We start from the raw sequence: 14,477 nt of genomic DNA, 5'->3' as shown, positions 1-14,477 counted from the left end.
TTAGAACTGCTTAGGTATCCTGATTACTGTAAATGAGTATGTTGATAATTCATTAAGAAATTCTCTGCTAACCTCTAATGTACTTGACACAGGAAATCACCTTTCATATAGGTAATGCCCGGATGTACAAAACGGCTCTGGGCAGAAACTGTATTTTGTGCACACCCAGTCCATATAATCAAGATAATACATATAAGTCTGTTAATCATAGTTTTATTCTTATCTTTCTTTACTGTTACGTCCTATTTACGAACAAAGATAATTATTTTACCTTAATCCCTTTTACAAATTCATTCGTTATAAAGCCATCCGTGTTTTTCATCTTTATCCCATTTATCATCACATTGTCAAAAGTCACATTTCTTATTCCACGATTTTTATCCAATCCTTTCAAAAGGGAAGGGTTCTCTCCCACCCCATTATAAGTGATATTACGGAAAACAACATCTTCAATACTTTGTCCCGGCTTAGTATCATACTTGGGGTTGAAACGGACATTGACATGGAATAACCGACCTTCCTGAATACTTTCTATACGAATATCTTCAAATAATATCCGGCGGACTATATTATTATCTCCGCAATCTATCGCCATGCATCCCTGATAAAGAGGGTCATCTTCGTCCTGTTCTAAAATATCGACATTACGTATCGTGATGTCTTCCACTACTTCCCCGTTTTCATCATCGGGATTTCCATGTCCGCCGATGTTAATGGGATGGGCAATATCCGCCCACAAAACAGAATTTTGCAGCGTTACGTTCTTAGAACCACCGTAATAGCTCCAACGATGTGCATAAATAGCAATACAATCATCACTATTCCGCATAAAAACATTATCAATCAACACGTCATTACAACACATCAGGTCAATACCGTCACTCCACCCTTTACAACTGAAAGATTTCAAGTTCTTGACAGTCAATCCGGTGGCTTCCCCGCCAAATACAGTATAATGCTCAGGATTTACAACTGTAATCCCATCAATCAATACATTTTGAGAATAAGTCACTTCAATTCCACGAATCGGATGATCCAAAATTCCACGACCGATAATACGCACGTTCTCGGCTTTATCCACTAGCAGTTTCGCTTTCAGCACAGCTCCCGGAGCCAGATATACAGTAGTATTGGAAGGAATCCGTATCTGATTGTTGGGAACATCTTCGGGACGATGTACTCCCGGACCGAAATACATCACTTGTGCACTACTTTCCGTATAAGTCTCTGTCTCCAAAGGATTGGCAAAAAGATGAAGATTATGCAGACGGTCACCATTAAACTCTATGGACAAGTATTGCGGTTTTTCCAAAGTAAATAAAATAGTATTCCGGTTTACCGTATGCCGTATTCCCTTTATCAAGGGACGAATCTGAACATCTTGAATCAGCCCGTTATTCTTCTTTACCATCACCTCGACCGGACTATCCATGTCAAACTGCACCATAGAAGCCGATTGCACATCGTCCATGTCTACACTGACCTTATACTCGAACAAGTCTTTCCATTCTCCACCCGGAACGCGTACCCTGACAGTATAGTCATCATTATGTGACATTCCTGTTTTCAGTCCTTCCGGATATGTCACTAACTGCGCATTTACAAATGAGGAAAATGCAATAAATACAACCAATAAACACTTTTTCTTTCCTGTCAGTACTCTCAATATATCCATCCTAGTTTTTTATTTCTATCCATATAAAATTTAAAATCTCCTATATTGTTATTACGAACAATATAGGAGATTTACCTATTCAGAATTGAATATATTTATCTGATATTTTATAAGTCCTTATTGGAAAGTAGGCATCTTAAATCGGTATAATAATCCGCATACCATAGAAGCTACGCGGTCAGGCCTTCCCTGCTCGATGCCATCGTATGTATCCGTGCGGATACCCACCTTAGGTTCGGCATACAAATAGACGGAAGAAGCTACCCGCAGTTTGAACTGCACACCGGCATCCAGTCCCGGTACAACCTTAAACTCACCGTTACGACGTGCCAGACCGGCAGTGACTCCCATAAAAGGAACGACATCTATCACATGGTCGGGACTGTAACCTTTCGCTAACGTAGCCAGGCTCATCATGTAGTCCATTCCTAAACCGGCATAATGCAAAGGTAATTTATTCTGCGCTTTCGATTTATACAGGATTGTCCCGTTGATACGCCATGCCGACAACGGAGTGTACCACTTGCCGAAACTTCCCTTCGCCTCCACACCTGCGTTCTTCACCAAATCCTTGTTGCCAACCAGCAAGCTACCCATTCCGAGTGCTCCCGATACGAAGTAACGTTTGTCATCCTTACCAAATTCACTACGATTCGCTGCTTTTGAGTAAGGGACGAAGCGGTAATGGAAACCGGCATTGACGCCTACCAATACGTCTTTCTGCAGAAAGCCCAAGTTTCCTTCAATAAACTTGTCGCCATATAATCGAACCTGCGGCTCGATATACAAACCAAGAAACTCATTCACATGCCATAGTGTCTGTATGCCCGCATTAATGCCCGGCTGGAACTTATGGTCTGAATTGGAAGTATAAGCCAAATTGACACCCACGGAACCTATCAAATCAAAGATACGGTCAGGGTTGTAACCGCTCATGGTAGACGTGATATTCCACAAATAATCAAGACCGCCGCTGACGCTGATATGTCTGAGTCTACCCTCCTTAACATCACCGGGAACTACATAATTCGTAAAGAATCCACCTGTACCCACCAGGCGCAAACCGGAATAAGCACTCAGCCACTTACCGAGAGAGACAGAAGCCTGCGGGCCTAAAGAACCGAGATTTTCAATATTCGTTTTATTCAGGAACATTTGCAGACCGACTCCCGAAGTCATAAACAGATTGTCTGCGACATGATTACTTGAGAATCCGTTTGCCGGACGTGCCGCACGGTCAATCGTATGATAAGTCAGACCGAAATTAAGTTCTCCGAGCTGGTCTGTATTGCCGCCCAATCCACGACCACCTGCATATCTCTTGTGATAAACATTGAGACGAGGTTCTATGAATAAATCTACGGAACGGTTGAGACGGAAACTTCCCTGTACACCCACTCCTATTCCCGGAGCATACTTGGCAGAATTTTCCACTCCTTTTGTTCCCGCCAGGTTAACACCGGCAATACCAATCAGATTGAATATCCTGTCTTCATCATATCCCCAAAGGACATTATTGATATTCAGCATATAGTCCGCATGCAAATCAACATGCTTGAAATGCCGGCTCTTACTGCCGGCGGGCGTATCCGAAAATCCAACCGTCCCGGACAAACGCAGCCCGGAAGAAGGACAGAACCATTTACCGATTCCGGCTGAGAATTGGGGGCCTATACCTTTGAACGTATTCTTAAATCCTGAGACTTTCAAAGTACTGATACCTCCGGATAAAGAAATAAACATATGATTCAGGAATGAACTGTTATCAAAATCATCAAAATGAATCTTAGTACCCATCGGAGCAGCAGGCATATAAGTCAAGCCGACCAGCACCGAACCGCCCATCTGATAATTTCTCCAACTTTCCGTATGCGCCAAACCGTCATTATACCAACCAATCCGTGGCTCTACGAACAAATCCAATGTACGGGAAAGACGTATATTTCCCTGTAAACCGATATGGGCGCCATAATAAAATTCACCCCCACCTTTCAAATTCGGATATTTTTCGGAACGTTCACTGTTATCACCGACTTTAGAATAACCGGCTTCTATGCCTGCGATTCCAAATAACTCAAAACGACGGTTGGCATTATATCCGTATGCCAAGGAAGACATATTCAGCAGATAATCCAAGCTACCGCCACCCATCTTTATTTTAGAATCGTATATTTTCGATGGCAGATAACCCATATTCACCCCTATCCTGAGTCCGTGAACCGGAGTAATCCACTTTCCCATAAAGAGATGAGCGGTCATACCTAATCCGTCCTGGACATCCTTACCCGAAAGCAAGCTATACGGACCTATTCCGGCAGAGAAAAAGAGATGTTCATTGAACTTATTACTCCCAAACTTCTCATTTGCAGGCCTTTTCTGCAACATATATTGCAATGCACCATAATCCTGTGCCTGTAAGGTGACAGCAAGCATCAGAAACAATGCCACTGCCATATATTTATTTTTGATTCTGAGGATATTCATCGTTTACTCTTGTTGTATTATCATTATTTAAGTTTCTGCTCTTCCGGCAGCAAGTCAATAATATCACCGTCCACTCTCGCTGTTTCCAGTAAGGATGGATCGAGTTCAAGGGCTTTCTCAATACTCATAATAGCATCACCCACTTTCTCCAAACGGTTAGCGGCAATCGCTTTCACATAATATTCGCGGGCAGTTTCTACGTTCATGGCAGAAATCTTTTCCCATGCTTCCTCATTTCTCTTCATTGCCAGCAACATCACCACCTCATTGAAAGGACTGGTAGCCGCCACCTTTTCGAAAGCATCCTTATAATAACCTGCCAAAGCCTGTACGATTGCCTGCAAATCCTCAGAAACCGCTCCTTCGGGAACCAATGTCAATACAGAATCCGCCTTCGTATATTTTCCTTCGTGCAACAGGGCAATAGCCTGATTGGACAATAACTCTACCGGCGCAGACTTGCTGACAAACGGTTCGAGGATACGTGAATCCGGCGCATCTTTCTGTATGGTCGCTACCGCCAGTTCATTGGCCGCATACGTAAAGTTGTCGTAAAGCTCAAGAGCTTCCCTGCAATACTTCTCCCTTTCATCCGGAGTTTTTGCTATCGTAATCATACGATAATATTCGAAACGGGTCAGTTCCTTCGGATTCTTGTTGTAAAGTCCCCTAATCTCATCGTCGGTCAGGAAACGGAAGATTGAATAGCCGTACGTATATTGCACCTTTCTCAGCTTAGGCAGATAAGTAGCAGCAATTTCCTTATAGAAAGGTTTCGACTTCAAAACATTATTCAAGCGGTAAGGAACGGATTCATATTGCTTGATTAAATCCTCCACTTCCTTGGCAATCTCCGGTTTAGAGTCTTTTTTCAGCAATTCCGCCACCTCTTTCCAAGAGGCTACCGCCGCATCCGATTTCACTTCCAACAGCTTGCGCGTTTCCGGATCCAGTTGCGACAGGATACGTTCCAATGCCTTGTTCGTACGCAGTTTCGCCAGTTGCAGGTTTCTCTCGTATGAACCGTCCGGTGAAGCCACACCTGTGATATGGAAACTCTTCAAAGAAGCATCCGGGTTCGTTTCAATAGCACGAAGTTCCTGGTTCAAGCGGTTCAGCTCCACTTGGTTCTGAGGATTCTTGTCGTCCAAATCGGCTTTGCCTACCAGGAATGTCAGATTCACTTCCCCTTTCGTATCCCGTAGCTGCATGACAGGTTTCGGAAGATACTTCTCATCCGTCAGATTGAAAGCGGAAAACTTGTACTCCAGAAAGCGCAGCGGGTTGACAGTTCCGCGTGCAATGGAGAAAGAATCACGGTAAATGATATTCCGATAGTTCTCCATCGCAAGATGCACGTCCGCACGGTAATCATGTTGCAGATACTCTATATAAATAGAATCATGGTAGGCAATAACATCCCCCTCGCGTGAAGAAGTCGTTTTCACCTGAATGTATTCATGCAAAGGGTCTTTATCCATATCATAATCGTACATCCGGTTTTGCGTCGTATTGTAAGTACCACCGTCGAATACCACAGGACGCATCAACAGACGTTTTTTGAGTGTCACATCATAAATGGAAGGCTGCAATACCAACCGGCGATGCGAGTTAAACATTTCCTTAGGCACCGGGACACGGGTTTTCAGATGGAAATAATTACCTTTGATTTCGATGTCCGTCGGTTCCGGAATCACTTTATCTTTTACCTTGGAAGTAATCGTCACTTCGTCCAGTTCGATGACAGCATCTTTCAGCACTACATTCAGAATCTGTTTTCCTGCCACTTTCACCGTCTTGTCTTCATAACCGACACACGTAAACTTCAACGAGCCGTTCTTCTCCACCAACACACTGTAACGGCCATCCTCATCGGACATCTCTATACGTTCGTCATTGACAGGATTGAGCACATTCACATTCGGAACACTTTTCCCCTGCGGGTTTGTGATATGTCCTTGCACACGGATACGCTGGGCAGATACATCCATGCCGACCAACATCATCGCCATGAGAAGTACCCCCATTAATCTATCACGTTTCAAATTGATTTTCATTCTCTTTTCTGACTAGCTAATGTTCGTTCTACTTATCGAATAATATAAACAAAGGATACCCCCAGCTTGACAGGCGCAATGGTAGTCTTAGTATCATTGACCGCACCCGGTTTCGGAGTATCCTTATCGTATTTAAACTGACGGTAGCGCAACACACCTACACCGGCAGTCGCTTCGATGTTCCAGTGGTTGCCCAGTACCCACGCATATCCATAGGTCAATCCGGCAGCATACGCATCACCTTTGTGATGCACATCTTTCACCATCATATTAAAATTATTCACGAAAGCGGTGATTCCAAGAAAATGGCTCACCATCGGACGATTTAGCCAATAACGTACTTCCGGCTGAAAATGCGTGAAAGTAGTTTTGAGATTGTCAGTACTGATTGGGTTTGCAGCAATCCCCATATTCAAGGAGATATGACGGCCCAATACGAACTCGGCTTCAACGTTAGGACTGGCGGTCAGCCATCCCAATGCATTCGTTTTTACAGCCACTCGTTGTGCGTGTACATGTACACCACAAAACAATAACAGAAATGATAACGCAGCTATTACCCTGCGACCATTCCTCATCACATATACCATAATTTATTTCCCACTAAATATTTCCCACTAAAATATTTACCCACAAAAAAGGGCTTCCTGTCCATATTATATACAATTTGAACAAGAAGCCGCAAAATTAGAAAAAATATGGCATTAAAAACGTTTAAACACGCTTTTTTTGTTTTTTATTGTAACATTTCTTCCCCTTAGAGCACAATATGCCATGTCACGGATAAGATATACAATTATTCCTTCTTACAAATGAAACATCAGATACGTAATAATACAGGTTCTGACGTAACACCGGATTTCATCTTCTTACCATTGATAACAACCGTGCAAGGAGCAGAAGAAAGAATATACCATTTGCCCGCCTTCTTTTCGAGCAATACATTGGCGGCACTATCAGTCTGAACCATTATTCCGGGCGCAACCAACTGCGTTCCATTTCCCAGGAATAAAGTCCGGTTTCCCGCATATTCATTGCTGATAACCGCATAGTCCGCTTTCACTTTCATTCCCTGATAAGTAGCAGTCTGTACCGCATCGGACAAGGAGAAAATATGGTCTATACGCCCGTTCTTGCTTTCCACACAGATGCCTGCAAAGTCTTTCAACCCCGGCTCTTCCGCATCAAAGTAAGAAACAGACTGAATAGCGGACGGCTCGTTCTTCGTACTCGGCTCATAGATGGAAACGAAAGGACGATTCCACGCTTCCCCATGCTGCCGGGCAACGAAAGTCAGCGTCGGCTGCTCCTTTATATTATAAGGCATATTCGGCGTACGGCTCAATCCTTCAGTCATAGGAGCCAATGCCGTAAAGACCTCGCGTTCCGGTTCCCCCTTCATCCAAAGGTTCATATATATGTCATCACCACCCTTATCCTTCCTATCTATGGTGAAAGTTGCCTTGACATCCTTGTCGGTTGCAGCAACCTTCTTGTTATATAAATAGGAATAAGCGTAAAGATGCGCGCCGGCAAAAGCCAATTCTTCCGTGGGTTGCAAATTCAGGTCGGTGCCATCTGCCGCTGTCAATGTCAAAGTCTGTCCGAGGTTATGGTAGAAATAATCGTGCATCTTGTCCCCGCCTTTTTCCTTCCGGCTACGGAACACATCGACATAATACCCCGTCTCCGCTCCCGTAGTGACGATACTCATCATACGTGTCTGGTCTGCCCTGCTTTCCGGCTCACGGAAATAAAGATTACTGTAAGTGACGGAAGTAAACCCTTTCCCCGGTTCTGCCGAAGCCGGGAAACAAGAAAGCAAGTCAAAAGAATGGTTACTCTTCATCACCGGATAGCTCGATACCCCATCCACACAAACGGTATTATGACTGGGGAACTGGGAATAATACTCCGCATAGTCCAGTCCGCTATATAAGAAAAGCCCGATACCCGCATCCGGTCCCAGCACATAGCCTTTCCCGTAAAGTTCCATCGAGATGCCGTTGGCGTGCATATGATTTCCCTCGCTGCCATTCAATGAAATCATCAAGCTATTGCGCGGATGCATACCGTTGCGCTGTACCAGCCAGGACACATTAGGCGCATAAAACAAAGGAGAGACATAATCCTCTATATTTCCCGGTTTCACTTTCGGGTTCAAAACCAACGGTTTATCCTCAAAGAAAGAGTTGACCGATACGCGTACATTCTTCTTTTCCGTTTTGTCATTTCCCATCTCCGGGTTCAGGCATTTCAGGAGGGCGGTGAAATAGTTTTCCTGTTCCTTTTTCCCGTTCGCCTGCGCATTCTGTATCATACGGATAAAGAAATTCGTACTCAGATAACTCGGATGTGTATCCCCAAAGCCGCAAATCATACGGTTAGGGAACAGATATTGGGGTGTGGTCGCCACTGCTTTCGACAACACAGGCATCGCTTTCACCAAATCATATTGCAGGTTCACATCAAACTGGTTCACGAAATTGGCATAATCATTGATTACCACACTGCTATATCCCGGACATTCCGCCCAAACTCCCGTATTGGAATCGAAGCCATAATCAGCAAGGCGCGTCAGGCTCCACTGACGGATGCCGGAACGGTTCATCACATAGTCAATATAATATTCGCGTCCTTTTCCATCGGCATATTCCTTGTTGTCTTCCAATACCAGCCCTACGTTCATTATAAAACGTGCCTGCAATAAATCCCAGTTGTTGTGAGGCACACCGTTTGCAATGATATTATCCGCCCATTTCTTGAAAGCTCCGGCATAGATTTCCATCTTGTCCGTATAATTATCCTTTAGATAATTATACAGAAAATCATATAAGGGGACAGCGATATGAAGCGCATCTTCATGGATTACTTCAAAGGAAGTCAACCCCACTAATGTCTGCTGATGACCATGATTCAAATCGACAGGCACATTCCGGTAATAAATACCCGTCATATACGTATCAAAGACCCCTGCGGCAAGTTTGGCAAACTTCTCTTCGTCCGTCATCCAATAGAGGAAAGCAGCGTCACGGGCAATCCCCAGGATTTCGCAGTTCAGACTCTCTATATTCCGCCCGGTCTTGGACGGGGGTACACTCTCCATAGGACGATTGGGAAGTGCATTATTACAGAAAGTCACGTTTCCGTTCCCGTCATCATCATAAGGAACGACATCCGCCAACTTGGGACGGCCGTGGGTGGCAGCCGTTCCACGTGTTCCTGTATAGCGCACCGTAGGATACGGAGCTTTCTCACCGCCCGCATGATCGAACGTTTCGCCCTTTACATATACTTCCGTGGCATGAGACTTCCAATACATTGCCAGACGGGACAGCAACCAGGACGGTTGAGCATCCGTCAGGTTCGTATATACTTCCGTCCGTTCCTTCAATTTATCGAAAACATCTTTCGCCCATTCTTCCTTTTTAATCAGTTTCCATGTTTCCTGTTTTCCAGCCGGAGTAGTCAGCACCCGCGGATGCTCTTGCGGCATCTTTTCCGGCAAAGGAATCTCCTGTCCTGATGCACTGCCCAGAAAAGATAAAAAACAGAGTCCCAGTAAAATTCGTCTCATACTTCAATTTCTTTTTTTAGGTTTGATACCTATTAAATACGAAGATAGAGATTTATTTACCTAATCCTTCCGGTAAAGACCGTTTTTTTATTTGTCCGGGACTATGTTTTTCCAAACAAAGAATTATATTTGCAAAAAACCTACTAACAATTCTGATTACTTATGAAAATCTTATCTATCCATGATTTGGCAACAATCAGGAAAAGAGCGGAACACAAACTTTCATTACGTGAAGAAAGTAATGAGAAAGTCACCGAAAAATGTTGCGGACTGGCATCCGGCACGCAACACCTTCAAATCCTGATTTGCGGCGGCACAGGGTGCAAAGCCTCTTCAAGCCAAGACATTACGGACAATCTCCGGTCAGCCATCCAAAAGAACGGCATTGCCGACAAAGTAGAAGTTATCACAGTGGGCTGTTTCGGTTTCTGCGAAAAAGGACCTATCGTGAAAATCATCCCCGACAACACCTTCTATACACAAGTCACCCCCGAAGACGCGGAAAACATCATCACCGAACATATCATCGGCGGTCGGAAGCTAGAAAGACTGCTGTACACAGACCCGAAAACGGAACATACCGTCAGCGACTCCAAGCACATGGATTTCTACCGGAAGCAACTACGCATCGCCCTGCGCAACTGCGGCTTTATCGACCCGGAAAATATCGAGGAATATATCGCCCGCGAAGGATATTACGCACTGGCGGACTGCCTTCTCAATAAGCAGCCGACGGACGTAATCGACCTCATCAAACGCTCCGGCCTGCGCGGACGTGGCGGTGGCGGCTTCCCCACAGGACTGAAATGGGAGTTTACCCATAAGCAGCAATCGGACATCAAATATGTAGTTTGCAACGCGGACGAAGGCGACCCCGGCGCATTTATGGATCGCTCCATCATGGAAGGCGACCCTCACTCTATCGTAGAAGCCATGTGTATCTGCGGTTACTCCATTGGTTCCAGTAAAGGACTGGTGTATATCCGCGCCGAATACCCTCTTGCCATCAGCCGGCTGAAAACAGCTATCGAGCAAGCCCGCAATTACGGTCTGCTGGGAGATAACATCTTAGGAACAGATTTCAGTTTCGACATCGAGATACGCTATGGAGCAGGCGCCTTCGTCTGCGGCGAAGAAACCGCCCTGATTCACTCCATGGAAGGAAAACGCGGCGAGCCGACTCTCAAACCGCCTTTCCCCGCCGAATCCGGTTACCTGGGCAAGCCTACCAACGTGAACAATGTAGAGACGCTCGCCAATATCCCTATCATCCTGACGAAAGGCGCCGAATGGTTCGCAACGATTGGAACGGAACGTTCCAAAGGCACAAAAGTATTCGCCCTTGCAGGAAAGATAAACAATGTCGGACTGATTGAAGTACCGATGGGGACTACGCTCCGCGAAGTAATCTACGAAATCGGCGGCGGCATCAAAGGCGGAAAGAAATTCAAGGCGGTGCAGACAGGCGGTCCATCGGGCGGCTGCCTGACAGAGAAGCACCTGGATACCCCCATCGACTTCGACAATCTTCTGGCTGCCGGCTCCATGATGGGTTCCGGCGGTATGATTGTGATGGACGAAGACGACTGCATGGTATCCGTCGCCCGCTTCTACCTGGACTTTACCGTAGAAGAATCCTGCGGGAAATGTACGCCTTGCCGTATCGGCAATAAACGCCTGCTTGAATTGCTGAACAAGATAACCGAAGGAAGGGGCACGGAAAAAGACCTGGACACTCTCGCCACTTTGGGACAAGTTATCAAAGACACCGCCCTCTGCGGACTAGGACAGACTTCCCCAAACCCGGTTCTGTCTACGCTGGACAATTTCCATGACGAATACCTGGAACACGTCCGCGACAAAACCTGCCGTGCCAAACAGTGCAAATCCCTGCTGACCTACACCATCAATCCCGAACTTTGCATCGGCTGCCATCTGTGCGCCAAGAACTGTCCGGCGGACGCAATCATCGGACTGGTACGCAAACCGCACATCATCAGCCCCGACAAATGTATCAAATGCGGAATGTGCATGGCACGCTGCAAGTCCAAAGCCATTCTCGTCTGTTAAAGTCTATTTACCATGGAAGAAAAACAAATTACACTCCAAATAGACGGTCATTTTATCACCGTCCCCGAAGGAAGCACCATTCTTGAAGCCGCCAACAAAATAGGCATCAACATACCTACCTTATGCCACATTGACCTGAAAGGAACCTGCATAAAAAACAATCCCGCTTCCTGCCGCATCTGCGTGGTCGAAGTCATCGGACGGCGCAACCTGGCTCCTGCCTGCGCCACCCGTTGCACGGAAGGCATGGTAGTAAAAACCAGTACCCTGCGCGTGATGAACGCCCGCAAGGTAGTAGCCGAGCTGATTCTTTCCGACCATCCCAACGACTGCCTCACCTGTCCGAAATGCGGCAACTGCGAACTTCAGACACTGGCACTGCGCTTCAATATCCGCGAGATGCCTTTCAATGGAGGTGAACTGTCTCCCCGCAAACGGGAAATCACCGCTTCCATTGTCCGCAACATGGACAAATGTATTTTCTGCCGCCGTTGCGAAAGTGTATGCAACGATGTGCAGACAGTAGGCGCACTCAGCGCCATCCGCCGCGGTTTCAACACGACGATAGCTCCCGCCTTCGACCGCATGATGACAGAGAGTGAATGTACTTATTGCGGCCAGTGCGTAGCCGTCTGTCCGGTAGGCGCATTGACCGAACGTGATTACACCAACCGCCTGCTCGATGACTTGGCAAACCCGGACAAGGTAGTCATCGTGCAGACCGCACCTGCCGTACGCGCTGCCCTGGGAGAAGAATTCGGATTCCCCCCCGGCACACTGGTAACCGGAAAAATGGTATACGCCCTGCGCGAACTGGGATTCGACTATGTATTCGACACCGATTTCGCAGCCGACCTCACCATCATGGAAGAAGGCTCCGAAATCCTGAACCGCCTGACACGCTATCTCAACGGCGACAAGTCCGTCCGCCTGCCCATCCTTACGTCCTGTTGTCCGGCATGGGTGAACTTCTTCGAACATCACTTCCCGGATATGCTGGATATACCGTCCACCGCCCGTTCCCCGCAACAGATGTTCGGCTCCATCGCCAAATCCTACTGGGCGGAAAAGATGGGAATCCCCAGGGAGAAGTTAGTCGTCGTATCCATCATGCCCTGCCTGGCAAAGAAATATGAATGCGACCGCGACGAGTTCAAAGTAAATGGCATCCCCGACGTGGATTACTCCATCTCCACCCGCGAACTGGCACGGCTGATTAAACGTGCCAACATCGGCTTCCCGCTGGTACTAGACAGCCCGTTCGACAATCCGATGGGCGAATCGACAGGCGCCGGTGTCATTTTCGGCGCCACAGGCGGCGTAATGGAAGCCGCCCTGCGCTCCGTCTATGAAATCTACACCGGAGAACCTCTCAAGAATGTAAACTTCGAACAAGTACGCGGACTGAACGGAGTCCGCCGCGCCACCGTCAATCTGAACGGATTTGAACTGAAAGTAGGCATCGCACACGGACTGGGCAACGCCCGCCATCTGTTGGAAGATATACGGAACGGGCACAACGAATATCACGTCATCGAAATCATGGCCTGCCCCGGCGGCTGCATCGGCGGTGGCGGCCAACCGCTGCACCACGGCAATTCGGAAGTATTATACGCCCGCGCCAATGCGCTTTATCGTGAAGACGCCAACAAACCGCTGCGCAAATCGCACGATAACCCGTACATCAAAAAACTATACGAAGAATATCTCGGCAAACCCCTGGGCGAGAAATCGGAAATGCTATTGCACACCCACTATTTCAACAAATCTATGGATTAACTTTAAACGAAGAGTATTATGTCAGATATAAAACTAGCCTGCGACGTGGCGGAACAAGTCAGAACGATTTGCGACAAGCACGGAAACAATCCGGGCGAATTAATCAATATTTTGCACGAAGCGCAGCATCTGCACGGCTACCTGCCCGAAGAGATGCAGCGCATCATCGCTTCCAAGCTCAATATCCCCGTATCGAAAGTATATGGGGTGGTCACTTTCTATACGTTCTTCACCATGACCCCGAAAGGGAAGCATCCCATCTCCGTCTGCATGGGTACGGCATGCTACGTGCGCGGCTCCGAAAAGCTGCTTGAAGAATTCAAGCGCGTACTGGGCATCGAAGTCGGCGAAACCACACCGGATGGAAAATTCTCATTGGACTGCCTGCGCTGCGTAGGTGCCTGCGGACTGGCTCCGGTAGTGATGATTGGCGAGAAAGTGTACGGAAGGCTGCAACCGATAGATGTAAAGAAGATTATCGAGGAATTGGAATAAATGTCCGGAATAAAAAAAGCGGCTGCTTTGAAAAATCAAAGCAACCGCTTTAAAACATTTTTTTAACAACAGACAAAAAAAGCGGAGAGAACGAGATTCGAACTCGTGATACCCTTTAGGGGTATACACGCTTTCCAGGCGTGCCTCTTCAACCACTCGAGCACCTCTCCTTATTTTTCAATAAAAAAACAGGGCAATGGAAATATACTTTCCACAAAAGAAATAGCAGCTTCAAAGCTGCTATTTTCCAGCGGAGAGACAGGGATTCGAACCCCGGGTACCTCGCGGTACAACGGTTTTCAAGACCGCCGCAATCGACCACTCTGCCACCTCTCCAAAA

Annotated in this window: 8 protein-coding genes and 2 tRNA genes; 3 read left to right on the top strand and 7 right to left on the bottom strand. The window is 46.7% G+C overall.

What is annotated here, in order from left to right:
• Window positions 1-262: 262 nt before the first annotated feature.
• The 5 genes from ACGHVY_RS03890 to ACGHVY_RS03870 all read right to left on the bottom strand — a co-directional run bounded on the left by ACGHVY_RS03890 (window position 263) and on the right by ACGHVY_RS03870 (window position 9,793).
• Window positions 263-1,675 carry a glycosyl hydrolase family 28 protein gene (locus ACGHVY_RS03890; RefSeq protein ID WP_390597273.1) on the bottom strand — a complete coding sequence of 471 codons (1,413 nt, stop codon included), beginning with the start codon at window positions 1,673-1,675 and terminating at the stop codon, window positions 263-265.
• Window positions 1,676-1,792: 117 nt separating this feature from the next.
• Window positions 1,793-4,159 (bottom strand): hypothetical protein, encoded by a 2,367-nt coding sequence (locus ACGHVY_RS03885; protein ID WP_390597271.1) that lies wholly within the window; start codon window positions 4,157-4,159, stop codon window positions 1,793-1,795.
• A gap of 23 nt (window positions 4,160-4,182) precedes the next feature.
• Window positions 4,183-6,216, bottom strand: coding sequence for a carboxypeptidase-like regulatory domain-containing protein (locus ACGHVY_RS03880; protein WP_390597269.1), 2,034 nt, complete (start codon window positions 6,214-6,216; stop codon window positions 4,183-4,185).
• A 32-nt stretch (window positions 6,217-6,248) separates the two neighbouring features.
• Complete coding sequence (locus ACGHVY_RS03875) at window positions 6,249-6,794, bottom strand: DUF3575 domain-containing protein (protein WP_390599644.1); 546 nt, start codon at window positions 6,792-6,794, stop codon at window positions 6,249-6,251.
• A gap of 242 nt (window positions 6,795-7,036) precedes the next feature.
• Window positions 7,037-9,793, bottom strand: coding sequence for a heparinase II/III family protein (locus ACGHVY_RS03870; protein WP_390597267.1), 2,757 nt, complete (start codon window positions 9,791-9,793; stop codon window positions 7,037-7,039).
• A 162-nt stretch (window positions 9,794-9,955) separates the two neighbouring features.
• On the opposite strand from ACGHVY_RS03870, the gene nuoF reads away from it, so the two are divergent.
• From nuoF to nuoE, 3 genes are read left to right on the top strand one after another with little or no spacing between them, the layout of a single operon-like run.
• The gene (gene nuoF / locus ACGHVY_RS03865; protein ID WP_390597265.1) at window positions 9,956-11,863 is read left to right on the top strand and encodes an NADH-quinone oxidoreductase subunit NuoF; all 1,908 of its coding nucleotides are present in this window, start codon (window positions 9,956-9,958) and stop codon (window positions 11,861-11,863) included.
• A gap of 12 nt (window positions 11,864-11,875) precedes the next feature.
• A complete protein-coding gene (locus ACGHVY_RS03860) occupies window positions 11,876-13,642 on the top strand; it encodes an NADH-dependent [FeFe] hydrogenase, group A6 (protein ID WP_390597264.1) in 1,767 nt (588 codons plus the stop codon).
• 18 nt (window positions 13,643-13,660) lie between these two features.
• The gene (nuoE, locus tag ACGHVY_RS03855) at window positions 13,661-14,137 is read left to right on the top strand and encodes an NADH-quinone oxidoreductase subunit NuoE (protein WP_008021615.1); all 477 of its coding nucleotides are present in this window, start codon (window positions 13,661-13,663) and stop codon (window positions 14,135-14,137) included.
• Between the two features lie 82 nt (window positions 14,138-14,219).
• Here the strand turns inward: nuoE and ACGHVY_RS03850 are convergent.
• Both ACGHVY_RS03850 and ACGHVY_RS03845 read right to left on the bottom strand, forming a co-directional pair.
• A tRNA-Ser gene (locus ACGHVY_RS03850) sits at window positions 14,220-14,307 on the bottom strand.
• A gap of 81 nt (window positions 14,308-14,388) precedes the next feature.
• A tRNA-Ser gene (locus tag ACGHVY_RS03845) sits at window positions 14,389-14,473 on the bottom strand.
• Window positions 14,474-14,477 lie beyond the last annotated feature (4 nt).

The organism is Bacteroides sp. f07 (assembly GCF_042854785.1).
Lineage (GTDB): Bacteria > Bacteroidota > Bacteroidia > Bacteroidales > Bacteroidaceae > Bacteroides.
This window is presented reverse-complemented; position numbering and strand designations above follow the sequence as displayed.